The 24,910-nt window shown below is 31.6% G+C and carries 33 protein-coding genes; 10 read left to right on the forward strand and 23 right to left on the reverse strand.

Features of this window, described 5'->3' with window-relative positions:
• The first annotated feature begins 40 nt into the window (after window positions 1–40).
• On the forward strand, window positions 41–466 hold the full coding sequence (locus tag ABD816_RS04415; RefSeq protein WP_344925095.1) for a DoxX family protein: 426 nt from the start codon (window positions 41–43) through the stop codon (window positions 464–466).
• A 223-nt stretch (window positions 467–689) separates the two neighbouring features.
• Entirely contained in the window at window positions 690–1,121 is a 432-nt protein-coding gene (locus ABD816_RS04420; RefSeq protein WP_344925097.1) for a tellurite resistance TerB family protein, read from the forward strand.
• Window positions 1,122–1,152: 31 nt separating this feature from the next.
• On the opposite strand, the gene ABD816_RS04425 is transcribed toward ABD816_RS04420, so the two are convergent.
• The 4 genes from ABD816_RS04425 to ABD816_RS04440 are packed head-to-tail and all read right to left on the reverse strand — an operon-like array spanning window position 1,153 to window position 4,385.
• Window positions 1,153–2,691 carry an ATP-binding protein gene (locus ABD816_RS04425; protein WP_344925099.1) on the reverse strand — a complete coding sequence of 513 codons (1,539 nt, stop codon included), beginning with the start codon at window positions 2,689–2,691 and terminating at the stop codon, window positions 1,153–1,155.
• A 4-nt stretch (window positions 2,692–2,695) separates the two neighbouring features.
• A complete protein-coding gene (locus ABD816_RS04430; RefSeq protein WP_344925101.1) occupies window positions 2,696–3,187 on the reverse strand; it encodes a Rab family GTPase in 492 nt (163 codons plus the stop codon).
• Complete coding sequence (locus ABD816_RS04435; protein ID WP_344925103.1) at window positions 3,174–3,998, reverse strand: cell envelope biogenesis protein OmpA; 825 nt, start codon at window positions 3,996–3,998, stop codon at window positions 3,174–3,176. Before ABD816_RS04435 ends, ABD816_RS04430 begins: the two co-directional genes overlap by 14 nt.
• 24 nt (window positions 3,999–4,022) lie before the next feature.
• Window positions 4,023–4,385 carry a fructose 1,6-bisphosphatase gene (locus ABD816_RS04440; protein ID WP_344925104.1) on the reverse strand — a complete coding sequence of 121 codons (363 nt, stop codon included), beginning with the start codon at window positions 4,383–4,385 and terminating at the stop codon, window positions 4,023–4,025.
• Between the two features lie 446 nt (window positions 4,386–4,831).
• Between ABD816_RS04440 and ABD816_RS04445 the strand changes: the two genes are divergently transcribed.
• Window positions 4,832–5,185, forward strand: a complete 354-nt coding sequence (locus ABD816_RS04445; RefSeq protein ID WP_344925105.1) for a DUF3887 domain-containing protein — start codon at window positions 4,832–4,834, stop codon at window positions 5,183–5,185.
• 27 nt (window positions 5,186–5,212) lie between these two features.
• On the forward strand, window positions 5,213–6,082 hold the full coding sequence (locus tag ABD816_RS04450; RefSeq protein ID WP_344925107.1) for a type IV pili methyl-accepting chemotaxis transducer N-terminal domain-containing protein: 870 nt from the start codon (window positions 5,213–5,215) through the stop codon (window positions 6,080–6,082).
• A gap of 314 nt (window positions 6,083–6,396) precedes the next feature.
• Here the strand turns inward: ABD816_RS04450 and fbp are convergent, their stop codons facing one another.
• Entirely contained in the window at window positions 6,397–7,401 is a 1,005-nt protein-coding gene (gene fbp, locus ABD816_RS04455) for a class 1 fructose-bisphosphatase (RefSeq protein WP_344925108.1), read from the reverse strand.
• Window positions 7,402–7,583: 182 nt separating this feature from the next.
• Between fbp and ABD816_RS04460 the strand changes: the two genes are divergently transcribed.
• Genes ABD816_RS04460 through ABD816_RS04470 form a run of 3 tightly spaced genes read left to right on the forward strand, consistent with a single transcriptional unit; the run spans window position 7,584 to window position 11,219 of the window.
• Complete coding sequence (locus tag ABD816_RS04460; protein ID WP_344925109.1) at window positions 7,584–8,063, forward strand: GNAT family N-acetyltransferase; 480 nt, start codon at window positions 7,584–7,586, stop codon at window positions 8,061–8,063.
• Window positions 8,064–8,103: 40 nt separating this feature from the next.
• Entirely contained in the window at window positions 8,104–9,363 is a 1,260-nt protein-coding gene (locus tag ABD816_RS04465) for an aspartate kinase (RefSeq protein ID WP_344925110.1), read from the forward strand.
• Window positions 9,364–9,410: 47 nt separating this feature from the next.
• Window positions 9,411–11,219, forward strand: a complete 1,809-nt coding sequence (locus tag ABD816_RS04470; protein ID WP_344925111.1) for a GNAT family N-acyltransferase — start codon at window positions 9,411–9,413, stop codon at window positions 11,217–11,219.
• Between the two features lie 126 nt (window positions 11,220–11,345).
• On the opposite strand, the gene ABD816_RS04475 is transcribed toward ABD816_RS04470, so the two are convergent.
• From ABD816_RS04475 to ABD816_RS04495, 5 genes are all read right to left on the reverse strand, one after another.
• Window positions 11,346–11,774, reverse strand: a complete 429-nt coding sequence (locus ABD816_RS04475; RefSeq protein ID WP_344925112.1) for an arsenate reductase ArsC — start codon at window positions 11,772–11,774, stop codon at window positions 11,346–11,348.
• A 17-nt stretch (window positions 11,775–11,791) separates the two neighbouring features.
• On the reverse strand, window positions 11,792–12,301 hold the full coding sequence (locus tag ABD816_RS04480; protein ID WP_344925114.1) for a GNAT family N-acetyltransferase: 510 nt from the start codon (window positions 12,299–12,301) through the stop codon (window positions 11,792–11,794).
• Between the two features lie 17 nt (window positions 12,302–12,318).
• Window positions 12,319–12,804 carry a DUF6428 family protein gene (locus tag ABD816_RS04485; RefSeq protein ID WP_344925115.1) on the reverse strand — a complete coding sequence of 162 codons (486 nt, stop codon included), beginning with the start codon at window positions 12,802–12,804 and terminating at the stop codon, window positions 12,319–12,321.
• 28 nt (window positions 12,805–12,832) lie between these two features.
• Window positions 12,833–13,156: an ArsR/SmtB family transcription factor gene (locus ABD816_RS04490; RefSeq protein WP_344925116.1), complete on the reverse strand. Its 324-nt coding sequence runs from the start codon at window positions 13,154–13,156 to the stop codon at window positions 12,833–12,835.
• An 89-nt stretch (window positions 13,157–13,245) separates the two neighbouring features.
• A complete protein-coding gene (locus tag ABD816_RS04495) occupies window positions 13,246–13,569 on the reverse strand; it encodes a TM2 domain-containing protein (RefSeq protein ID WP_344925119.1) in 324 nt (107 codons plus the stop codon).
• Between the two features lie 160 nt (window positions 13,570–13,729).
• On the opposite strand from ABD816_RS04495, the gene ABD816_RS04500 reads away from it, so the two are divergent.
• Window positions 13,730–14,077: a DUF805 domain-containing protein gene (locus tag ABD816_RS04500; RefSeq protein WP_344925120.1), complete on the forward strand. Its 348-nt coding sequence runs from the start codon at window positions 13,730–13,732 to the stop codon at window positions 14,075–14,077.
• Window positions 14,078–14,125: 48 nt separating this feature from the next.
• On the opposite strand, the gene ABD816_RS04505 is transcribed toward ABD816_RS04500, so the two are convergent.
• The 7 genes from ABD816_RS04505 to ABD816_RS04535 form a co-directional block, all read right to left on the reverse strand.
• Window positions 14,126–14,584 carry a DUF1801 domain-containing protein gene (locus tag ABD816_RS04505; protein WP_344925121.1) on the reverse strand — a complete coding sequence of 153 codons (459 nt, stop codon included), beginning with the start codon at window positions 14,582–14,584 and terminating at the stop codon, window positions 14,126–14,128.
• 9 nt (window positions 14,585–14,593) lie between these two features.
• Complete coding sequence (locus tag ABD816_RS04510) at window positions 14,594–15,112, reverse strand: DUF4199 domain-containing protein (RefSeq protein ID WP_344925123.1); 519 nt, start codon at window positions 15,110–15,112, stop codon at window positions 14,594–14,596.
• Between the two features lie 127 nt (window positions 15,113–15,239).
• Window positions 15,240–15,656 (reverse strand): response regulator transcription factor, encoded by a 417-nt coding sequence (locus tag ABD816_RS04515; protein ID WP_344925125.1) that lies wholly within the window; start codon window positions 15,654–15,656, stop codon window positions 15,240–15,242.
• A gap of 19 nt (window positions 15,657–15,675) precedes the next feature.
• On the reverse strand, window positions 15,676–16,302 hold the full coding sequence (locus ABD816_RS04520; protein ID WP_344925126.1) for an HD domain-containing protein: 627 nt from the start codon (window positions 16,300–16,302) through the stop codon (window positions 15,676–15,678).
• On the reverse strand, window positions 16,296–17,249 hold the full coding sequence (locus ABD816_RS04525) for a 2-hydroxyacid dehydrogenase (protein WP_344925128.1): 954 nt from the start codon (window positions 17,247–17,249) through the stop codon (window positions 16,296–16,298). The genes ABD816_RS04520 and ABD816_RS04525 overlap by 7 nt, the downstream gene beginning before the upstream one ends.
• Window positions 17,250–17,917: 668 nt before the next feature.
• The gene (locus ABD816_RS04530; protein ID WP_344925129.1) at window positions 17,918–18,148 is read right to left on the reverse strand and encodes a hypothetical protein; all 231 of its coding nucleotides are present in this window, start codon (window positions 18,146–18,148) and stop codon (window positions 17,918–17,920) included.
• Window positions 18,149–18,530: 382 nt separating this feature from the next.
• A complete protein-coding gene (locus tag ABD816_RS04535) occupies window positions 18,531–18,689 on the reverse strand; it encodes a hypothetical protein (protein ID WP_344925130.1) in 159 nt (52 codons plus the stop codon).
• 329 nt (window positions 18,690–19,018) lie between these two features.
• Here ABD816_RS04535 and ABD816_RS04540 point away from each other — a divergent pair, with 329 nt between their 5' ends.
• Window positions 19,019–19,306, forward strand: a complete 288-nt coding sequence (locus tag ABD816_RS04540) for a hypothetical protein (protein ID WP_344925131.1) — start codon at window positions 19,019–19,021, stop codon at window positions 19,304–19,306.
• 24 nt (window positions 19,307–19,330) lie between these two features.
• Entirely contained in the window at window positions 19,331–19,999 is a 669-nt protein-coding gene (locus ABD816_RS04545; protein WP_344925133.1) for a hypothetical protein, read from the forward strand.
• 97 nt (window positions 20,000–20,096) lie between these two features.
• Here the strand turns inward: ABD816_RS04545 and ABD816_RS04550 are convergent, their stop codons facing one another.
• From ABD816_RS04550 to ABD816_RS04575, 6 genes are all read right to left on the reverse strand, one after another.
• Window positions 20,097–21,182, reverse strand: a complete 1,086-nt coding sequence (locus ABD816_RS04550; RefSeq protein ID WP_344925135.1) for a Gfo/Idh/MocA family protein — start codon at window positions 21,180–21,182, stop codon at window positions 20,097–20,099.
• 108 nt (window positions 21,183–21,290) lie between these two features.
• Entirely contained in the window at window positions 21,291–21,656 is a 366-nt protein-coding gene (locus ABD816_RS04555; RefSeq protein WP_344925137.1) for a cupin domain-containing protein, read from the reverse strand.
• Between the two features lie 13 nt (window positions 21,657–21,669).
• The gene (locus ABD816_RS04560) at window positions 21,670–22,068 is read right to left on the reverse strand and encodes an acyl-CoA thioesterase (protein ID WP_344925138.1); all 399 of its coding nucleotides are present in this window, start codon (window positions 22,066–22,068) and stop codon (window positions 21,670–21,672) included.
• Window positions 22,069–22,127: 59 nt separating this feature from the next.
• Window positions 22,128–23,483 carry a magnesium transporter gene (gene mgtE / locus ABD816_RS04565; protein WP_344925139.1) on the reverse strand — a complete coding sequence of 452 codons (1,356 nt, stop codon included), beginning with the start codon at window positions 23,481–23,483 and terminating at the stop codon, window positions 22,128–22,130.
• 161 nt (window positions 23,484–23,644) lie between these two features.
• Window positions 23,645–24,505, reverse strand: a complete 861-nt coding sequence (gene rsmA / locus ABD816_RS04570) for a 16S rRNA (adenine(1518)-N(6)/adenine(1519)-N(6))-dimethyltransferase RsmA (RefSeq protein WP_344925140.1) — start codon at window positions 24,503–24,505, stop codon at window positions 23,645–23,647.
• A 64-nt stretch (window positions 24,506–24,569) separates the two neighbouring features.
• Window positions 24,570–24,881, reverse strand: a complete 312-nt coding sequence (locus ABD816_RS04575; RefSeq protein ID WP_344925141.1) for a DUF4286 family protein — start codon at window positions 24,879–24,881, stop codon at window positions 24,570–24,572.
• Window positions 24,882–24,910: the final 29 nt, after the last annotated feature.

Below are 24,910 nucleotides of genomic sequence, written 5' to 3' on the forward strand. Positions count from 1 at the left end.
GTTTTCTTTTTTTGTTGATATTTTCAGTTAAAAACAAATTATGAATACGGATCAAGCAGCATTTTTTTTTGGACGGATTGCGATTGGAGTTAATTTTTTAGTACATGGAATCGTAAGAATTCCAAAACTCAGTCAATTTACAGAGGGAATGATCAAGGGGTTTTCAGAAACGTGGTTACCAGAGATTTTAGTTTATTCATTTGCTTTTAGTTTACCTTTTTTAGAATTGTTTATTGGAATCTTTTTATTTTTAGGATTAAAGACTAAAGAAAGCCTAATGACAGGAGGTTTTCTAATTATCATACTTATTTTTGGAACGGGGCTTAAGGAAGATTGGTCTTTAGTGAGTAGTCAGATGATTTATGTTATATTTTTCTTTCTAATGCTAAAAAATGTGAATTTCAATAGCTATTCATTAGATACATTTAAGAAGACAAGGATAGAAGGGTTTAGAAGTGCTAAATAGTCTGAAGAGGTCTTAAATATATCGTGTAGAAGAGAGTAATATAAAAGATTAGATGAAAGATATAAAGAGTTCTTTTTTATTTCTTGACAATTGAAACCAAAAATACTTTACGATATAAAACTTTATTTTCTTTTTGTGAATTTGGAGGATATAAAAAACAATGATATTAAATTTTAAAAGGATTATAGTTTATTTATATTTGCGCCAAATAAAAAAATAAAACATGTCAATATCTGATTTATTTGATAGTGGATTTCAGAAAAGAAATCAAGACCATTTTGCGGCCATTGTTAGGGTAGCGATGAGTGATGGAATAATTACTGATGAAGAGAGTGCTTTTTTAGATAGACTGGCTCGTAAACTTGAAATTTCTGATAATGATTATAAAGAAATATTAAAGGATTATGCATCTCATCCTATCAATCCGCCAACTAGTTATGATAAGAGGTTAGAGCGTCTTTATGATTTAACAAGAATGGTATATGCAGATCATATTAAAGGAGAAAAAGAAGTTTTATTATTAGAGAAATTAAGTGTTGGTTTAGGTTTTAGAACTGATAATGCAAAGTATGTCGTGGATAAAGCCATTAGATTAGTAAGTCAGGGTGTTGATGGAGATACGTTTGCAGAAGAGATTAAAAATATGAACAGATAGCAAATTTGTTTATTTGTGTAAAAAGCCGCTTTTATGATGCGGCTTTTTTTGCTATTTGCTTCACAATTTTATAAATGAAATCTTCCTGTTCGAATGGTTTCGCAATAAAGTCATCCATCCCGGACTTAAGACATTTATCACGTTCACTCTCTGTTGCACGGGCTGTAAAACCGATAATAGGCACTTCAGAAATTACTTTATCTCCATAGTTTTTTCTAATCATAGAAGTGATTTTGTAACCATCCTGATCCTTTAATTGTAAATCCATAAGCACAAGATCGTAATTCCTTCTTTCCAGATAGTTAATTGCATCCTTACCATTAATAGCTACGTCAATAAAAAAATTGCCCTGTCCTATTAATATTTTCATGATTAAAAATTGAGTGGATTCCTCATCTTCTACAGCTAATATGCGGTATCTTTTCTTAGTATCGGGTAGTTTGTATTGCTTTTTCTTTTTCTCTGGAGTCGTTTTTCTAACTTCAAAATTAAAAGGTAGTTTTATATCAAAGGTAGTTCCTTTTTCAGGAATGCTGCTTACCTTAATATCTCCATGCAACAAGTCTATTAAATTTTTTACAATAGCAAGTCCTAATCCTGTACCAGAGATGCTTTTATCATTATTATATCTGGTAAATCTATCAAATATATTTGTGAGATCTTCCTTTTGTATCCCAAACCCTGTATCTTCTATCTTAAAACTAATACTTAGCTTATTAGAACGTTGATAATTTTTAGAAACTGAAAGTTTTATGATTCCTTCTTCTGTAAATTTAAAAGCATTTGTGAGTACGTTGTTTAGAATTTGAAATATTCTGGTTCGGTCACCTATAAGATATTCCTGGATGTTAGGATCAATATAGGTTTCAAATTTTATTCCTTTTTCTTTTGCTAATGCAGTATACGTTTCTTTAAAACCTTCTATAAGTTTTGTAAATCGAAATCGTTCCTTGATAATCTTTAGATTTCCCGTTTCGATTTTGGAAATATCCAGCATATCATCTATTATAGCATTAAGATGCTTACTTTGCCTTTTGATAATGCGGGTCAGTTCTTCTTGCTCAAAATTAAGTTGGGTTTTTTGTAGTACTTCCACAAAACCTAATATTCCAGTGAGGGGAGTTCTGATTTCATGATTAATATTGGCAATAAAACTATTTTTGAACTTTTCTTTTTCAAGTAAGTATTTGTTTTTGAGTTTTAACTCCTTTGCTTTTAGTATAGATTGGTTTTTCTGTTGAGCTATTTTGTTTACTTCTTGATATTTTACTGTATAATCAAAAAGGATAATGACAACTTCCTGAAGACTTACTTTTATAGTAATGTCAAGGATTTTTTCTATGGCACCCTCTTCTAAATGAATACAGGGAAAATTATAAGTTACCTCCTCATGAGTAGCATCTTCTATAAAGTTTTTAATAATTTCAAAAAATGGATGGGCGTCATAAATAGAGGTTCCAATATCCCAACTGAATAGATTTTTATCAGTCTCTTTAATGACTCCATCCAAAGCCACTAGCAAAAATTGAGTTTTTTTATCAAATAGTAATTTGTCCTCTTGATATGTCATAATCCTATCTTGCTATTTCATTGGCAAGATCCAGAAAAAAATCTTGAACATTTTTGTTGGTCTTGGCGCTAGTTATACAGTTGTAATTAATATTTAGATTCTTCAGTTGAAGTAATGTTTCTTTTTCATTGATCAAATCACATTTGTTTCCTAATATTTTAATCACGACTTTAGGATAGTTTTTGGATAGATAATCAAGATCATTGGGTAAATTTTTATAGGTCTCTTCTCTCGTTAAATCAAATACATAGATAAAGGCATTTGATCCTAATAGATATGATTTTCTGGTATCTTCTATGTTCGTATGTCCTTCAGTATCCCAAATAATCATAGAAAGTTCTCTTCCGTCAGGCATTTCAATTATATTCTTTTTTATTTGAACACCCAGTGTAACTTTATAGTCTTCAGAAAATTCGTCGTCCATAAAACGTCTGAATAATGATGTTTTTCCAACACCAAAATGTCCTAGGAGTACTACTTTTTTAGACAATTTCATTTTCAAAGTATTTTTTTATTTTTTTAGTAAAAAGTTCGTTGCTTTCTAAGTCTTTCTTAGAAATGTACTTTTGAGCGAACTCAAGAATTTGATTTTCTAATCGTTCCTTAAAATTAATATTATAGGCACCAGCTACAACTGCAGCGATATAGTAGGAATAGAAATTCTGGATATGAATGGTAAAAAGTTCATATTCTATCGTTTCAAGATTTTGATTTCCTTCTTCAAAAGCATCTTCTACAAAACTTTTGATAGCCGTTAGCATACCAGCAACCATTTCTTTATCAATTGTGTTTTCTGATAAAGGACTGTAGTCTGCAATTAGTAATCCAGAGTTTTTCTCGATGACAAACATTTGAACCAGTTGTGGTTTGCCATATTCGGTTATTTCTAAATCCCCTGTGCTAATACCCTGCACTTTGGCTTTTTTTCTTTTAAACCAATTTTTAAAAGAAAAAGCACTTTTAGTTTTTCTACTTATGTTTTCACTAAGCAATTTCATTTCATGGGCAATATACTTCTTGATCATCTTACCGATGATAGGAAACAATGCTTCTACTACAGCATCCTGAGAGTTTTTAATTTCTTCTTTTAATGCTTCTGTAATCGTAGGACCTAGCGTTTTAGGGATTTCTTTTACAAAGATTTCTAATTTGTCATCTATTATCGGATCCACTTTATGAGAAAGTTCTTGTTTTTCATACACGATTTTACTTAAAATTTCTAATTTTTCAGCAATAGAATCCGTGTACTCTTTTTCTTCTGTAAAAAGGAGTTCTTTAAGAATTTTTAGTTTATCCGACTCTTCCATATGTTTGGATAGATGATGGTAGGATTACTTAGAGTTTATTTTTTCGCCCATTGCGATCAATAAATCTCCTAAGGTTTTTTTGTCTACTTTTTTAGTGTCTAACATTTCAACTTTATCAGCCAGATTATCTTCTAATTCTGTTATTCTGATACTTATGTCCGTACTAAGATTATCAATTGCTTGATTAAGTTCCTTACGTGTGTCTTCAATAAAATCCTCAAGTTCTTTCTTTTTAGCAGAAATATCCTTTTTTACAGTTTCAAATTCAGAATTGTAAGCGGCAATATTTTCTCCAAAGATAAGGTTCTTGATTGCTTCAATTTTAGAAGAAGGATCATTTACCGTTTGTCCATTTTGTTCTTCAACAATTGTTTTTTCTTTGGCCATTTTGGTTTTTTTAGAAGGTTGATCTTAGTGCTTTAGGTAAATTTAGTATAAAAACATTAAAAACTGGTGTCAATTGTAAATAATATCCACTTTAGTAATTTTCTATTTTCAATTAATTGTTTTTCTAAAATAAAATTAAGTATCAAACTACAAAATAGATAAGACCCTTTGGTCAATGAGTATATTATAAGAAAGCTTAAAATAATTTTTTTAGGTTATTGTAATCTAAAAATATACAATAATCACTTATTTATGAAATGTCAACCAGTATTTCTGGTATTTGAAATGAGGACGCTGGTAACATCAAAAATATGGTATAGTTTATGCATTTCATCGACATAATAGGTGGATTGACCATTATGTATGAGTTTTTGACCTAGGTTTTACTTCTAAACTAGAATATTAGCTATACTTTTATTATGGTTTAACCGTAAAAATTAAGTTTTATGAAAAAAATTACGTATTTATTATTATTATTTGTTTGTTGTAGTTTCTTACAGACTGAGGATAGTTATCAGTCAGCTATTACAGAAATAGCGGATGCTTATAATCAAAAAGATGCAGACAAAATTTTTAATTTATTCTCTTCAGAATTACAATCTTCATTTACCATTGATAAGGTCAAAGACTTTGTAAAAGATAATCAAGAAAGCAATGGATTAATGGGAGAATTTTCCTTTTTAATGGATGATGAAACCGGTAAACGGTATTTATTAGAATTCGAAAATTCAACTATGATTCTAGTACTTGAATTATCAACAGATAATAAGATTATAAGACTATCCCTTGAAGAATATTAATCAAAACAACAATTTAAATTTGAATACATGAAAAATAAAATTACACTTAAAACAATATTGATGTTATTTCTAGTAGGAATAATAGTAGCGAGCTCTTCTAATATAAATGCTCAACAAAATAATAAATATGGAATGTTAAGCTTTAATAAGGCGGTAAATATTTCTGGTAAACAACGTATGTTAAGTCAGAAAATGGCTAAAACGTATTTATACCTTATAGATAATCCAAGCGATGTTAAAGCTAAACGAGATCTCTTAACTAGTAAAATAATTTTTGAAAAACAAAACGAGATTATTCTACAAAACTCTAGTTATAAAGTGACTAAAGATAGAGTGGCAAAAGTAAAGAGTATATGGACAAGTTTTGAAAGTATTATAAGTACACCTGCAAATTTTGATAATGCAAAAAAGATAATCGAATTAAATACTGATTTATTAAAAGCTACTAATTCTGTAGTTTCTGCAATTATTGTTGAATCAAAAGGTGTGGTTCAAGGAGATATTTCATTACTAGAAGATGATGGTTATGGAGAATCAGATACAGAGCTTAAACAGATCATAAATATGGCGGGAAGACAACGTATGCTTGCTCAAAGATTAGGTTTGTATTATTTTGCAAATCAAAATACGCTTAAAGACAAAAATTCAGAGCAAATGCTTACTAATGTTTTTAACGAATTAGACGGTGCTATTACGGTTCTACTGATTTCTAATTTTAATAATTCTAAGATTGATGAGAAATTAGGATTAGCAATGACAAAATGGGAACAGGTAAAAATGAATAAGGAAAAATTAATGAACCAAGGTTTTAAAGCTAGTGAAATATATAGCATCAGTAATGATTTAACTAAAGCTTTTAATACAGTAACTGGTTTATATGAAAAAGTTAAAATGTAGATAGCCTATATTTAAGTAAGTTGTTATAAAAAATGCGTAGCTAACTACGCATTTTTTATACTTACTGAAAATCATAGTGAGGTTGATCAAAAGCTCTATCTGTCATGACTAACTATAGTGATGACTTTCAGGATTATTTTTAGGACGATCCATACTGGATGGATTACAAATTATTTTATAAAAAAATAAGCGGCTGTTACGACCTCCTCTTAGCTTATCATATGTTATCGTAAAAAACCTAAGAAATCATCTGATGAGGATAATTTTTGTGTTGGTTTAAAAATTATGAGTATGTGTAATGCTAATGAATTTAATTATGAATTTTTCATAAAAGACTCAGCTTTTGTTACCATATTTTTACTTCCGCAGATAAACGGAATCCGTTCATGTAGCTCAGTTGGTTTTATATCCATGATTCTGTTAAATCCATCACTGGCTTTACCTCCAGCTTGTTCTGCAATAAATGCCATTGGATTACACTCATACAAAAGCCGAAGTTTTCCTTTTGGTGATTTAGAACTACTAGGATACATATAAATCCCTCCTTTAATCATATTACGATGGATATCACTCACTAATGAACCGATATATCGTGATGTATATGGACGATCTTCTTTTTCTTCCTGACAATATTTTATATAATCTTTAATCCCTTTAGGAAAATGTATATAATTACCTTCATTTACAGAATAAATGTGTCCGTCATCAGGGAATCTCATATTAGGATGAGATAGATAATAGGTTCCTAAGGCGGGGTTTAGTGTAAAACCGTTAACTCCATGACCTGTGGTGTACACTAGCATTGTAGAAGTACCATAGATGATATACCCAGCTGCAACCTGCAAATTCCCTGGTTGTAAAAAATCTTCTATAGTTACCGGTGTTCCTGTAGGGGTTATTCTACGATAAACAGAGAAAATAGTTCCTACAGAAACGTTTACATCTATATTAGAACTACCGTCTAATGGATCCATCAATACAACATAATTATTACGGTGATCATTATTTTGTCCTTTTATAGTAATAAAATCATCATTTTCTTCTGATGCGATTCCGCAGACAATTTCTCTATTGGTAAGTGTATTTATAAACGTTTCATTAGCAATAATGTCTAATTTTTGTTGATCTTCTCCTTGTATATTAACTTCACCAGCGGCTCCAGTGATATCTACTAAACCAGCTTTATTCACCTGGTGATTCACCATTTTTGCAGCCAATCTGATAGAGTTGATCAGACGAGAAAGTTCTCCGCTTGCATATGGAAAGTCTTTCTGATTTTCAATAATAAATTCTCCTAAGGTTTGATTATTTCTAGCCATGTATGGTTGGATATGTGAATTTTTACAAAAGTATTGTTTTTTATAAGAACTAAAAGATTTTCGGAACTGTAAATTGCTAAACATCATTAATAATTACATAAACATAAAAACCATCCGTATATCATTACAAAATTGTTGTTTTTTAGTACATATTTTATATGTTTGATAAACAAATGATATTTATGGAATATATAGTTAGAGATGCAGCTATTGAGGATGTGCCCAAGATTTTAGAGCTTATAAAAGAATTAGCAGTGTATGAAAAAGAACCAAACGCTGTGACTATTACTGTTGATGATTTAGAAAAAGAAGGTTTTGGTAAAGATCCGTTGTTTCAATGTTTTGTTGCGGTTACCAATGATCAAATCATGGGTATGGCATTAGTATACTATCGTTTTTCTACCTGGAAAGGACGTACAATCCATCTGGAGGATTTAATTGTAAAAGAAGCCATGAGAGGAACCGGTGCTGGTACGGCGTTATATAAACGGGTTATGGAGTATGCTAAACAAAAAAATGTAAAAAGAGTAGAGTGGAATGTATTAGATTGGAATACTCCTGCAGTTGATTTTTATATAAAAAGTGGGGCAAAAATTTTAAAAGGTTGGCAAGTAGTACAGATGGATGAAGAAGGATTATGTGCTTTTGTTTCTGGTAATTAAATGATTTTGAATATGATATACTTTTTAAAGTAAATTAATAATGAAGATTTTTAAGTTTGGAGGTGCCTCAGTAAAAGATGGTAATGGAGTTAAAAATGTAATCAATGTATTACAAAAAGCAGGCGCATCAGATATGGTGATTGTTGTATCAGCAATGGGCAAAACCACAAATGCCTTAGAGTTAGTGGTTGACTTTTATTTGCAAAAAAATCCAAAATTAAAGGTTGCTATTGATGATGTTAAAGATTATCATTTACAAATTCTGGATTCACTTTTTTTAAATAGACAACATAGAGTTTTTAGAAAAATTGATTCACTTCTTTCTGATATGGAAACTACTTTAGAAAGAAATAAATCCACTCAGTATGATTATTTGTATGATCAAATTGTTTGTTATGGAGAATTAATTTCTACGACAATTATTAGTGAATACTTAGGAACTCATGGATTTAAAAATAAATGGTTGGATGCCAGAGAGATCATTAAAACAAACGATACTTATCGGGATGCAGCGGTAGATTGGAAACTGACCCAGAGCAAGATTCTCGAAAAGGTAGATAAAATGGGGATGACCGTTACTCAGGGTTTTATAGCTTCAAATACTAATAATTTCACAACCACTTTAGGAAGAGAAGGCAGTGATTATACGGCTGGTATTCTTGCCTATTGTATGAATGCTCATAGTGTAAGTATTTGGAAAGATGTGCCTGGTGTTTTAAACGGAGATCCCAGAGTGTTTAAGCATACAGAGTTGCTTACCCAGATTTCGTATGAAGAAGCGATAGAATTAGCGTTTTATGGAGCCTCTGTTATCCACCCCAAAACATTACAACCCTTACAACGCAAAGGGATTCCCCTCTATGTGAAGTCATTTCTTGATCCTGAAGCTAAGGGTACTTCTGTGAAAAAAGGTCAAAGATTAGTTCCGGAAATACCATGTTTTATTGTAAAAAAGAATCAGGTATTAGTATCTCTTTCTTCATTAGATTTTTCATTCATTGTAGAGGATAATATTAGTGAAATTTTCAAGCTTTTTCATAAATATCAATTAAAAGTAGATTTGATTCAGAATTCTGCCATTAGTTTTTCTGTATGTCTGGATAATAAATTCAATACGTTTGAGGAGCTTTTAAAGTGTCTAAAAGCTACATTTAGTGTTTCTTATGAGAAAAATGTTTCCTTATTTACCATAAGACATTATACCAAAGAAGCAATTCGTTTTATAGAAACTGATAAAGATATTTTACTAAAACAAAGTACCAAAGAAACGTATCAGATTGTAGTAAAACAACAAGATTGAGTATACTACTAATTTGCTATATTTGTAGTTAGCATAAAAATGAATTAATGCCATTAGTGACCTCTAGAGAAGTAGCCAAAGGGCTTAAATTAGATAAATTTGCTTTCCTTGGCACTTTTATGGGTTGGGTGCTATTAAAAATCACCAGATTAACTAAGATGAATCGTCAATACGATACTATGAGTCATCTGGATGGTTCTAGTTATGTAGATGAGGTACTAAAATTGTACGGTGTTACCTATGAAATCCCGCCAGAAGATCTTAAAAGATTACCAAAGGAAGGTCCGTTTATTACCATATCTAATCATCCCTTAGGTGGATTAGATGGTATTTTGTTATTGAAAATACTATTCAAACAGAGAACAGATTTTAAGGTTATAGTTAATTTTTTGCTCTATAGATTTGTTCCGATGAGACCCCATATTATGCAGGTCAATCCATTTGAAGATAGAAAAGAAGTAAAATCTAGTTTTAAAGGAATTAAAGACGCACTGCTGCACCTTAGAGAAGGTAAACCTTTAGGTATTTTTCCAGCAGGAGAAGTTTCGACGTATAAGGATGGTAAAAATATCGTAGATAAACCATGGGAACCAGGAGCAATACGATTAATAAAACAAGCCAAAGTTCCGGTGGTGCCTATTTATTTTCATGCACGAAACAGTCGGTTATTTTATAAATTAGCATCTATACACGGTGTTTTACGTACTTTAAAATTACCGAGTGAAGTTTTTTCACAAGATAAGCGGGTTATTAAAATAAGGATAGGACACCCCATTTCTGTAAAAGATCAGAAAGAACATGTCAATCTCGAAGATTTTACAAGTTTTTTACGCAAGAAAACATATATGTTGGCAAATCCATATCAAAAGAAGACGTTGCGGGAATCCATACCTCAAAACCTGAAATTGCCGAAATCCCCTAAGCGAATTGCCGGTCAGGGAAATGCAGAAATTATTGAAGTAGAGTTACAACATTGTAGAGATCAGGATAAAAGGCTGCTTGCCAGTAAAAATTATGAAGTTTTTCTGGCAAAGAAAAAAGATGTACCCATGATTATTCGAGAAATAGGCAGGTTACGGGAGATTACATTTAGAGCTATTGGAGAAGGTACAAATAATCCTATAGATTTAGATTCTTTTGATGCCCATTATTATCATATGTTTTTATGGGATAATAAGGAAAAAAAGATTGCAGGAGCCTACCGAATGGGTATGGGGTCAGAAATTTTCGCTGCCTATGGGATCAATGGATTTTATCTGCAAAACTTATTTAGATTTGAACCAGAATTATATAAAATGATGGGAGAATCCATAGAGATGGGTAGAGCTTTTATTATCAAAGAATATCAGCAGCGTCCTATGCCATTATTTTTACTCTGGAAAGGAATAGTCCATTGCACCTTGCGTTTTCCTGAACATAAATACCTAATAGGAGGCGTTAGTATCAGTAATAAATTCAGTAAATTTTCTAAATCTTTAATGATAGAGTTTATGAAATCTCATTATTATGATCCCTATGTAGCACAGTATGTAAGACCTAAAAAGGAATTTAAAGTGAAGCTTAAAGATGCTGATAAAGATTTTGTTTTTGATGAGAGTAGGAGTGATCTTAATAAATTTGATAAGATTATAGATGAGGTGGAACCCGGGAGTTTGCGTATTCCGGTATTGATAAAAAAATATATTAAACAGAATGCTAAAGTTGTTGCTTTTAATGTAGATCCATTATTTAATAATGCAGTGGATGGGTTAATGTACATTCGAATTGCGGATCTACCCGAAAGTACTGTAAAACCAGTAATGGAAGAATTTCAGGAAGAATTAGAGAAGAAATACTTTAAAAGTGGAGATAAATAGCTCAGTTTTTAAAGTATTTCTTTCATGTCTAAAAGTGAATTGTTAATGTTCTTAAAAGAACTTAAGTGGTAAATGCACCCAGAAAATGAGACTATTAAACCTAGAGCTCATTTTTATTACTTATAACTAGGAGACTGTGTTTGAAATGCTTTTTTCTACAAAATCTTTACAATACTCTTTAATTTGATTTCTGGTTTTTTGAAAAGCCGCATGTGTATCTTCTTCAGTGCCGTCTATCTTAGAGGGATCAAAAAAATTATAATGCAGGCGTTCTGCTTTTCCAGGAAATATCGGACATCTTTCTTTTGCGTTATCACATACAGTAAGTATATAATCAAAAGTTAACCCTAGATATTCATCGAGATTATTAGAGGTATGATTAGAGATATCAATACCATCTTCTTTCATAATAGCAATGGCTTTTGGATTAACTCCGTGAGTTTCTACACCTGCACTATAGATAGTTGCCCTATCTTTTGCAAAATATTTCAGATATCCTTCTGCCATTTGACTTCTGCAGGAATTACCAGTGCAGAGCACTAAAATGTTTGTCATAATTAGTTGTTTTGTGGTTATATAAAATAATTACTTCTTTTTTCTAGAATGGTGTTATCATACCATATATCATCTAGCTTTCCTATTTTTTCTTTATATCCGATAATTCTAAACCCCATTGAGGTATGTAATTGTAAGCTTGCTTTATTAGTATTAAAAATACTAGCTTGTAACGACCAGAATCCTACTTTTTCACTTTCTGAAATAAGAGCTGACAAAAGTGATTTTCCTATGCCTTGATTTCTATATTTTGATAGAATATAAATACTGACTTCGCCAACTCCTTTATATACCTGCCTTTTAGAAATAGGAGAAAGAGCGGCCCAACCAACAATTTTATTGTTCATGATAGCTTTTAGCCTACAAGATTTAGCGTGTGCAAGATCCCATTGTTCCCAAGTTGGTATTTTCGTTTCAAACGTTGCCATTTTAGTATCGATTCCTTCCTGATAGATCACTGAGATTATGGACCAATCGGATATATCAAAGGGCTGTATTTTTATTTCAGAAAAGGGTGCTACTAACATTTTTAAGCATTTTAATCTTAACAACAACCGCTTCCCGGTGCACAAGAAGCTGATTCGGTGGTATTTGTTTCTGGAATACCACAAGTTTCTTTTGCTTTACAATCTGTAGGTTGAATATTCAGTTTTATAATCAATTGTCCTTCCTTTAGGTCAAAATCGGTAATATGCAGTTGTGTAGTATGAAACATGGTGTTGCCATATTCAATTTTTACCAGCGCATCCATGTCATACATTCTCATTTGCCCAACTTTCTTGAGAATACTAAGGGCTTTATAAGCACTCAGGTAATTGGCTTTGCCTACTTCAGTAGGACTTTCCCAGAGTTGAATTACAGTTTCTTTCCATGCATCTGTTCCTGCTCCGCAGTCTACTGAGTCTATAGTAACATGTTTTACTTCTGTAATGTGATAATTAGTACCTACCAGCATTCCTGGTGCATATTCAAATAATAAGGATTTACCCTGATGTTCGGTGAGTAGTGATATAAAGGCTGATGTTTTCATTTTTTTTGTTTCTTATGGTTTTTGATAGTTAACAACAATTTTGTTTTGTGGTGTTGAAAAAAGAATTTAAAGTTTGCTGTAATTCATTCCATCTGTTAATATTAATACAATAACACATACTTTTTCCTTCAATTTCTCCTTGAATCAATCCAATTCTCTTTAATTCCTTAAGGTGTTGGGATATGGTAGCTTGTGCCAGTCCAATTTCATCAACAAGATCATTACAAATACAAGAATCCTGCGTGCTGATAAATTGTAAAATAGCAATCCGTGCAGGATGTCCCAGAATTTTAAAAAACTGAGCTAACTCATTTTGTTGTTGATCAAAGATTTGTGTTTTTGTTACTCCCATGTAAATATCTTAATATCGCAATATTACGATAATAAATTGGAATAAAAAAGCCGATATTAATTTCGGCTTTTCCTATACTTTTTTAACTCTTAAAACCAAGGTTTACTACCTACCTGATATGTTTCATAGAATTCTTCATCTGATTTAGTAAGGTAGATAATACCTTCAATAAGTCCGATGATACCAGCAGCTCCACAAGTTACAAACGTAATAACAATCTGAATAATTCCTTCTTTAGTATATCCTAATAAAAACTTGTGAACCCCAAAAGATCCTAATAAAATCGCAAGAATACCTGCAATCATTTTTTTGTTCTCTCCAGGATTCGTATTAAAAGCTTCATTTATACCTTTAGAAAGATCATCTGCTCCTTTTTTTAAGTCATCACCTAGGTTGTTGTTTTCTTCGCTCATTGAATATTGTTTTAAATAATTGATTAGTGGTGGAAGTTACAAAAAAAAGAATTTTAAAACCAATATGATACGTTAACACTTTAGCGTAATATTTCTTAATAAAATGATAAAATTTATTTTTATTTCTATATTTGAAATTCTAACAACTAAAATTTTATATATGAATTGGTATTTAAAGGTGCTGAAAAACTATGCAAACTTCAATGGTAGAGCGAGGCGTAAAGAATATTGGATGTTTTTTCTGTTTCAGATGATCATTATTTATGGTTTGATGATTCTTTCGGTAGTATTAGAAACAGGAATTTTGGCAATTATTGCAAATATTTATTCACTTGCAACGCTATTACCAGGTATCGCTGTTGCTGTTCGAAGAGCCCAAGATGTAGGCAAAGACTGGTATTTTATGTTGATCCCAATTTATAATTTTATTCTAGCAGTTACAGAAGGGGATAAGGGTGATAACGAATTTGGGTCAGATCCCAAATTAGAAGCTGATCCCATTTCATAACATCTTAATATATATTTTAATATTTAAGCCAGCATTGAGCTGGCTTCTTTATTTTTTGTTTAATACTTTTTTATAAATATCAACCCATTCTTTTGGAGTCATTTTAGCCGATAATTCACCAATTAGCCCAAAAGGTATCTGATCTGGTTTTTTAAATCGGATACAACTTTTACCGATATCTAATTTCGTCTTTACATGTTTAGGGTATTCGTCTACAAACCAATTGAATAAGTCTTTTTGTGCGTACAATCCAGAATGATATATTGCGATATAGTTTTTCTGAGAAGCAATGCTTATAAATGGTAATGGAAGTTTGGGATTACAATGATAACCATCCGGATAAATGGAGTGAGGGACAACATATGCAATCATTCCATAACTTATTTTTTCAGAAAATCCTTTTGGTAAATTGTGTTGTATTACATCACGAAGTTTCTGTATAGTAGCTTGTCGTTCTTTAGGAATCTGTTTTATATATTCATCTGGTGTAGTTGCTTTATATTGCATTGCCTGTTATTAATTATAAGTTGTAGGTTTACGTTGTAAAATGAATCCTGAAATCAATGAAATGATGCATCCAATCATCATTACTGTTACAAACATGACTAAAAAGTTAAAAAATGGATTCATAAATAGTTCCTTTTGTTTTTCCAGTTCCATAAGCTGAACCTTAAATTCGGTTTCTGAAAGAGATAAGCGCATTTGTTCTACCGCATGAGTATAATATTCTGTCATAAAATCAGGGTTGATATATGTTATATATATCATATCAATTATCCCAAATGCTGTTGCTGCAATCAAGCTAATGAATATTCCTATCAATAAGGCTTTGTTTAGGGTAAGAATACCTTTGTTTTCTTTATCCCGATATTGTTTTATTCCAAAGAAAATAAAAAGGAGAGATACAATCATACTACTATACCCAATAACTTCTCTGATAGAATAGCTTAAGTTTTCTCCCAGAAGTCCGAGAAAAAATAATATACAGATCGTAATGGCAGCAAAGCTTCCATATTTAAAAATTATATTTTTCATCTACTTTATTTTTTATGTCTAATCAAAAGTAGGTTTACGTCTAAAAAAACCTCTCATACTAAAGTATGAAATTTAGTTTTTGATAAAAGAATTTAGCTAAACCACTATTAAAATACGACCGAAATTACTAAAAATCAATGATTTGTAATTCTTTTGCGATTTGTATTGCTTGTGTGCGACGTTTAGCGTTCAGTTTTAATAATAGATTAGATACATGGGTTTTTATTGTACTTTCTGAAACAAAAAGCTTGTCTGCGATCTCTTTGTTCGACAGACCCAAAGCAATTTCAGAAAGAACCTGATATTCTCTCTTGGTTAAACCTAATAATTCAATTTTTTTATGATCTATAGTTTTGGTTTTTGATTCTTTATAATAGAGAACTTCTTTATGAATAAAAACTCCGATTATGAAAAAAATAATAGCAATGCCTGCGATTATATGTTCCATATAAGTGTTTGCTGAAATAAGGCTGTATCTACTTAATCTGAAAAGAATAAGTAAGGCTCCTATTATAGTTCCAAAAATGAGAATGTTTTTTTTCACTCTATAAATGTAAGAAAAACTAAACGCTACCCGAAAGCATCTTAATTTCTATGCAGAGGTTTTGTTTAGCCTTCCCTTCTAAAGTATTATAAAAATGATCCGTTTTAAAAATTCTAGGCATCTTTAAAAAATGATTGAGTACTTTAATTCGTCCAGGATTGTATAAAAAATCCGGGTAGTAGCTGTATTCTTTTCTTACCGCTTTGATATAAATTTCATAATTCTCCCATTTTTCTCCTAAAATACCGAGATCTGCATCTGTAAAATAATTAATATCATCATTCTCTGAGAGTTGATGTCCTTTTGTAGCTATTATCATTTGTCTACACAAGCTTACCCTTTTATTTTCGATATCTAAGGATTGTAGTATATGTGCTGCTTTATCTGCACTTTTCTCTTCATTGTTTTTTTTTAAAATATTATAAACGAAGTCGTGATAAAATATAGCAAATAATATCATGTCCCAGTCTTTAATTCTGGATTTTATAGGAACTAAATGTTTATAGATATTCTCTAGGTGAGTAATTGTATGGTAAAAGCGATTTTTTTTAGTATGATTCTCTAAAATTTCTTTCCATAATACATTAGCTTCAGACGGGTTTTTTGAATATCTAAAAATTAATTCTGTATGTATTTTTTCTAACAAAATTCAGCTTTTATTTTATCTACAATAGTTTGCGCTAATTTCTCTTTAGATTCGATGGTCCATCCGGCTACGTGAGGACTCAGTAATACATTATCCATTAATACTAATTGTTGTAATGGTTCTGGGATATCTGTTTTGTTGACTTTTTTAGAAGTAAATAATTGCTCAAAAGAAGATTTTTCATATTCTAAAACGTCTAAGCCTGCACCTGCTATTTTGCCTGATTTTAGCGCTTTAATTAGATCTTTTGTTACCACACTTTTACCTCTGGCCGTATTAATCAACCAAAAAGGTTTTTCAAATTTATTAATAAATTCTTCATTGACCATACCATCTGTTAGTGGCGTCCAGGGAGTATGCAAGCTTACAACATCAGATTTTTTAAAAAGTTCGTCTAATGTTACCTGAGTAGCATCATTATTTTCTACATTCTCTTTAATATCATAACAGATGACCTCTACATCAAAACCTCTTAACTTACGTGCAAATGCTTTTCCCATATTTCCATATCCAATAATTCCAACAGTTTTGAGATCAAGTTCTATACCTCTATGCTCTTCACGTAACCAAGTACCGTGTTTTACGTGACGATCTGCCAGATTGAGTTTATTAAATAAAGATAAAATCATTCCTAATGCGTGTTCTCCTACAGCGTTGCGATTTCCTTCTGGAGCTGAAAAGAGTTTAATCCCTTTTTTAGCTGCATACGCAGTATCTATGCTTTCCAATCCTGCTCCTACGCGACCTATAAATTTTAGATTTGTAGCTGCATCCAGAAATGTTTTGTCTATATTAAATCGACTTCTGATAATGATACCTTGATACTTGTTAATGTAAGATACTACTTCTTCTTTAGTAGCAGTATAAGCTTCCGTATTATCAAAACCTGCGCTAGTAAGTTGTGTAATTAATAATGGGTGATTCTTGTCTATATGAAGTATTTTCATTTTATAACTTTAATATTTCAAAAGTAATTAATTAAAGAGTTGAGCCCAAGTAATTATAATCGATATAATTTTTTAAATTCATCTCAAAAAATGTTACAGATTTTGAATTCTATAATACCTGCCACCGATTCGTTTAGTAATCGTATATAACATCGGCATCATCATATTGATCGATGTTTCTTTTTTGCCAATACCAGCAGGTAGATGTTAATGCACATTGAGCTTCAGCTACTTTTTCAGGAAGTTCTACAAAATCCTGACCTGTAGTAACAAAAAGAGACCGATAATTTTATTTTTCTGTTAGTTGAGTTGACCCTCTTGTTTCAAATTTTCATTCATACTTGCTGGATTCTATGCCGTGACCCCATTCTATTGGCTTAGATTTTATCTGTTATTTTTTCAGGTTGCCTTGCATATGAATTTGCTACTTCTATAGTGGGGAAATATTTCCTAAAAACTCCATATAGTGTTTTTGAGAAGTAGTTGAGGTTTTCTGAGGTGTATATAAAACCGCCTCTTTCAAGAGTTACGTTACGTGCGCTAAAAAATGTACTTTTCTTAGGAGCGTGTTAATTCTATATTCTGGTCATATGGTCGTAGAAAGAGAATGTATTTTACTGCATTTAACTAATGAACATCCCGTATGATTTTTTCTTTTGTTATCATACTTATGAATTTGAAGGAGTGAAAATTGCTTTGATTCTATCAATGATTCCATGTAAGGTGCTGCAAATAGCATCTGAAGAAAAATCACCTATAAGTGCTAACAGCCCTTTGTTAAATAAATTTATAGCCTCAGCATCTTTCTGGTAAAAGGAAATAATTTCTGAAAAAATTAGTCCAGCTATAATACCCAGAATGATTAATGCTACATAATAAATTAAATCTTCTGGAAACAATGTGCCGTTTCTTAAGGAGGCACTTGCATTTTTTAATAAATAGAATAGAACTCCTAAACCTTGATATTGCGGTTAGAAACCCTAAATTTAGTAATAAAGATAGTCCATTATTGTTCATAATTCCTTTATCTAAAGAATCGTTATTTACATTAGGTGACAAATCGGTAATAATAAACGTGATCAAAAATAATACTGATAGTAGAATTAAGTTTCTAATGATTGGAAGTTTACTAAACAGCCCCTGTTCTTTTCTATCTTCTCTTATTTTTAATGCATTTAATAGATTTTGGAGTGGCTGGAGCAATGTTTTTGCATAATAGATTATGGGTATTTATCAAATTATCTACAGAGCTATTCTGGATAAGAGCGTTTATCTCTGTATTTATAATGATCCCATTATAAATAGCATATTATTGATTTTATAACTCAACTCATCAATAATTTCATTAGATATTCTATGGGTTATGGTAGATGTGGATGTAGTGGGAATTATTTTTGTGGCTTTCTCTTTATTTTGGTTTTTGTCAACTGTGGTTGCCAAAGTTTAAGATTTTAGAATTGATTATATAGACATCTAAAACTATTGAATTAATGTTTTTAAAATAGAGTGTTTATACGGGTGTTTAAGCTTAAAAAGCCACTATTATACTTTGGATTACTAAATCATTTCTACTTATTTCTAATTAAATATGTAATGGCTTAAAAACTTTTTTGAAATTTAGTTTTTCTCATTTTTAATCGGAATTATATTCTTTTTTTTTGAAGTATAACATAATATATACAATACGTTTTTTTAACAATACAATGATTTTTTAGCTTTATATTTCAGATACTTAAAACTAATTTGTAATTTAAAAACTAACTAGAATTATGAAAATTCACACAAATTATTTTACTACTGTATTATATTTTTTATGTATCAGCTTATTGTTTGTTTCTTGTCAGGAAGGAGATGATCTATTAGAAGATAATCTTTCTGTTGATATTAAAAATGTGGAAGAACAAGCCAAAGCTATTTCACATAGTGATGAAGCAATTGCTGTAAGGTATGCACCTATTTTTTTTCAGGATGTTGATATCACTGATGGTTGGTGCAGTAATCAATCCAAAAGTGGATCTGCAGATTGGATAACTAAAGTCGACTATGACGGTGACTGAAATACAAAAAATAACTGGGAAAATATGACCGGTGCAAGAGATTCTGGTAAGCTGATCCCTTATGTATATTATTATGTAACATATACAGAGACACATTTCTTCGTCTTATATAGTGTATATCACCCTCGGGATTGGACAGATATTCCGTTTTTGTGTTCTCTGGATGCACATGAAAATGATATGGAAGCAGTATTAATTACAGCAACAAGAAAACCAAGCGGAGGTTTTGGAGGAGTTATAGATGCTCAAACAATTTGGCATACAGAAGTATATGATTATACCCAAGGTGAATTACTCTTAAATAATAATACTGTTGCAAAATTGTTTATTGAAGCAAAAGGGCATGGAATTAGAGCATACAGAGGTTCCTCAGATAAAGATGGAAGCTACATTCAATATTACTACAACTCGGAGACTGCTGTAAGTCCTGATAAAGAGTCAGATAATTTACCTCAAACAGTACATTATAATTTAATCCCTTTAGAAACTTCTTTATGGCTACAACGAAATAATCCATTGACTATTACAGGAACAGCATTAGTGGGAGATAATGGAGATGGTAGTAATAAGGCAAGCTCACCTTGGGGATGGGAAAACGGAGTGATTTGTAAAAATCCAGCGCAATATTTAAAAAGTAAATATGGATGGACTGGTTTTTCAACAGATTACATTAGTGATACTCCTATTAAATAAAAGAAATAGGTTTTTAATTTTAACATGATAAATATACCAGACAACAGGCCCGTACCTTTGTCTGGTGTTTTTTGAAGATTATCGACTGGGAAGAATGTTATTTTAGTTTTATTTTTTTTCCACTTTTTGCAGCTTGGTAAATAGCTTCAACAATTTTGATATCTTTCATTCCTTCTATACCAGGAACTAAAACAGACGTATTATTAATAATTGCAAGCGCATCATCATCCATTTGTCTGGCTTGTTGATTTTCTACATAAGTATTTAGCAGTTTATCATCGCTTGTCTTACCAGTAACTCCAGAATACATTGAAAAAGGAGCTAATGTATACCAGCCATTCTCACAATCAACATAAAGCTCATGCATTGATTTTCCTACACTTGTTTTACCGTGAGCAACCGCTCCAGATGGAAACTCTAAAGTAAAATGCGTTGTCTCATCAGTTTCAGTAAAAATCTCAGGACGTGTAGTCATTTGTTTGGCTATTACTGAAACAGGTTCTTCACCTGTAGTATATCTTGCAGCATTTAGAGCATAGACACCAAGATCATACATCGTGCCTCCACCTAACTCTGAGTTTAATCGCCAGGTACGATCAGGATTAGATACATTATATCCTATTTCTGCTCTTACCGTTTTGATTTGTCCATATGGTTTTGATGTAGCGAAACCAATTACTGTTTGAGTATTCGGTTCATGCTGCATGCGATAACCAATAGAAAGTTTTACCTTATTCTTCGCACAAGCATCAATGATAGATTGACATTCTACTGCAGTTTTTGCCATTGGTTTTTCACACCAAACATGCTTTCCGGTTTCTGCTGCTTTAATAGCATATTGAGCATGAAGTCCGGTAGGGAGCACGATATATATAACATCTATATCAGCATTGTTAGCGATTTGATCCATATTATTATAGGAATAAACGTTGCTATCCTTAATACCGTATTTTTTTTGCCAGATAGGGATTTTATGAGGACTTCCGGTTACAATTCCTGTGAGTTTGCAATGTTTTGTGAGTTGTAATGCAGGAGCTAATACACCAGTACTATAACTTCCTAGAGCAACGAGACAGACTCCTAATGGTTTTTGATCAGAGGTAGCATATAGTGGTGAGAAAGGAAGCATACTATATCCTAAAAAAAGCCCTGTATTTTTTATAAATTTTCTTCTGTCTAACATCTTTATGTTATGAAATTAAATCTAAAATATAATTATAGCACTTAACGAACACCATTCTTTAATTCGTTAATAAAAAATGATAATATCTCCCTTTTTAAAAAGGCGTGTTTAGATTTGGGTATAAGTTGATACAGTTCTTTCAGAAATTACTTCTCCAGTGTGTTTGGTACTGGATTTTTCAAATAACAGAAGGTGTACTTCTTCACCATTTTTGGTTGAAGGACAGTGTTCTACTCCTTTTGGAACTACAATAAGCTCTCCCTCTTTTACAGTTATTGTTTTATCTCTGAATTGCATATACAGTGTACCTTTAATAACCTGAAAAAGCTCGTCTTCGTTCTCATGGGTATGCCACACAAAATCTCCACTTATTTTAGCAAGATATACTTCATTATCATCTACGGTAGCTATGCGATGTGGATGCCATTGTTTGTCAAATTTTGAAAATTTTTCTTTGATATTGATTGCCTTCATAAAAAACTGATTATCAACTTGTAGACAAGATATTTATTTCTTCGGTAATTCGTGTAGGTCTTAACGTTTCTTTATGGAGTAGGCACCAAGTAGTTTTTGCATTTATTAATACTTTTTTTGTTTTTGTATTAATGATGGTCGTGTGGCGTTCACTTTTTGCTCCACGGTTATTATGGATCCAGGTCTGTAGGGTGATGGTATCGTTTTCAAAAGCAGGATTTTTATATTCTATAAAGTGATCCAACGCCACCCATACATATTGTTTTCTTATACGCTCAGTCGTTTTTGCTTCCCAGTGCTTGATAGCAATATCCTGTACCCATTGCAGATATACTACATTGTTTACATGTTTCATATGGTCAATAGCAGAGCCAGGAACAGAAATAGTATATTCAAAAATCGTAGGTTTCATAAAAGTTTTTTAGTACTTTAAGATAACATAGTTTTGATTAAGGGTATGCCTAATACGTATCAAAATCCTAAAATAAGTTTTGCAATAAAGAAAAATAAAAAGATTCCAAATATATCATTACTTGTTGTGATAAAGGGTCCCGTAGCAATCGCCGGATCAATACCTCTTTTATCCAGAATAATTGGTACAAACGTTCCTATCAATGCAGCTACAATAATAACACTCATTAAAGCAATGGCAATTGTCATACTAAATGCAATGTCATAATTCATTACCATACCAAAGAGGATAATAAGAAATGCTAGGGCAGTACCATTAATAAGGCTTAAACTTACCTCTTTAAGTAATCTGTTTAGCAAGCTTCCTTTTACTACATTATTGGCTAATCCTTGTACGATAATTGCAGAGGATTGAACACCTACGTTTCCCGCCATTGCTGCAATTAATGGGGTATAAAAAAATAAGCTTCTAAATTTAGGGTTTGACATTATCTCCTCAAAGCCTTCCATAATAAAAACACTTCCTAATCCGCCAAAAAGTCCAAGGATTAACCACGGAAGCCTGGCTCTCGTTAGTTGCCAGACATTATCATCAGCTTCTACATCCTGAGAAATACCAGCTGCCATTTGATAGTCTTTTTCGGCTTCTTCTTTAATAAAGTCTACAATATCATCTATAGTAACACGACCAACCAGAACACCTTGAAAATCGACAACAGGTATTGCTTCAAGATCATATTTTTGCATAATTCTGGCAACCTCTTCTCCTTCTGTATCTACTTTTACAAAGTCTACTTTATCGATATAGATTTCACTAATATGTGTTTTTGTAGATGCTGTTAATAAATCTTTGAGTGATAACCTGCCTTTAAGCCTTCCCTCATTGTCTACTACATAGATAGAGTGTACACGTGTTACCTTCTCTGCCTGTTGTCGCATTTCTCTCACACAACCAGCTACAGTCCAGGTTTCTTTCACTTTCACCAATTCTTTTGCCATAAGACCACCTGCAACGTCTTCTTCGTAAGTAAGAAGTTCTTTAATATCGTCCGCTAGTTTTTCATCTTCAATCTGTGCAATTACTTTTTCTGCACGATCGTCTGAAAGTTCTGAAACAATATCTGCAGCATCATCAGTATCCAATTCTTCTAGTTCTTCTGCAATTTCTTTTACAGAAAGATTTTCCAGAATACGTTCACGTACATCTTCTTCTAACTCCATAAGAGCTTCGGATGTTTTTTCGCTATCCAATAACTTTACTAGATACGTTGCCTGAACAATATGTAATTCCTCAAAGATTTCTGCAATATCTGCAAAATGCATATCACCCAAAATTTTAACTAATTGAACATCATTTTTTTGTTCAATCAGTTGCACAATATCTGCTATGAGTTCTCTGGAAATTTTAAATTGCATATATCAGATTTATGGAAACGATACCAAACATTTTAGTAGAAAGGTATAAAATAGTCGACGACAAAGATAACTAAAGAATTTAAGTGAGCTTTATCTTTACATTAAATACAAAGTGTTTTTTATAACTGATTTATTACCAGCCATTTTTTAGGGAATAGTATTTAGAAACTATGCTTTTCTGCTAATAATGTTAATGTTATAAACTCAGCTACAGTTAACTGTTCAGGACGCTTGGAAAAGATGGGCATAGCTCTGATCTCATCAGGAAATGATAACGTTTTCAAACTATTTCGAAGTGTTTTCCTTCGTTGGCCAAAGGCTGTTTTTACAACAGTAAAGAAAAGTTTTTCTTTACAAGGTAGTGTGTATTCTTTTTTTCGGATTAATCTTAATACACCGCTATCTACTTTTGGTGGAGGATTAAAAACGGTGGGAGGTACGGTAAAAAGATATTCTGCATCATAAAAGGCTTGTACTAGTACAGATAAAATACCATAGGTTTTATTTCCTTCTTTTGCACAAATACGTTGTGCTACTTCTTTTTGGAACATACCTGTAAATTCTGGAATTTGATCTCTGTTTTCTAATGTCTTAAAAACGATCTGCGTAGATATATTGTATGGAAAATTACCTGTTATAGCAAAAGGTTCGTCACCAAATAATAATTCTAAATCATATTTTAGAAAATCAGCCTCAATAATTTTAAATGTGGTCTTAGCCTTTCTTATTTCTGGATGCTCCAATGGAAAATTAGTGTTTAAATATTCAATGGATTCACTGTCAAGATCCATTGCGATAAGACATACTTCTTTTTGCAGTATATATTTAGTTAATACGCCCATTCCCGGACCAATTTCTACTACGTTTTTATATTTTTGAAGGGTAAGGGTGTCTCCAATTTTTTTAGCAATATCTTCATCGGCCAGAAAATGTTGTCCAAGATGTTTTTTAGCTTGTACAGCCGTTTTTTCTCGTTTATTCTGATGAGTATTATTTTTATTTTTTTTGTATTTGGATGGCATCGTATAATTGATTTTTTAATAATTCTCTAACCGTTGCGGTTTATTTTAAAAACGAGTACTCAATTTATGGATGTTCAGACACCACTTCTAATTCTGTTCTAAATGCTACAAATTTTCCTACAAATTGATGGGAAGCGCCACGAAGACGATTGGCATCTTGTTCATAATACTGTTGTAATGTTTCTTTGCTATCCGTGGTATATTGAATAGAGTAGGTAAGGCCTCCCATTTCCTCTTCTACAAGTACACGGGTCATTAATGCTTTGCTAAATTTTTTTGTTGCCAGCATTTCAGGGATATGAGTATTTTTCATCCATTCCAGCCAATCCGTATGAATAGTTTCTTCAATATTAATAGTGACATTATAAATGTACATAGTTTACTTCTAGTTTTTAGTGTTTAAGT

The sequence above is a fragment of the Aquimarina addita genome (assembly GCF_039539305.1).
Classification (GTDB): domain Bacteria; phylum Bacteroidota; class Bacteroidia; order Flavobacteriales; family Flavobacteriaceae; genus Aquimarina; species Aquimarina addita.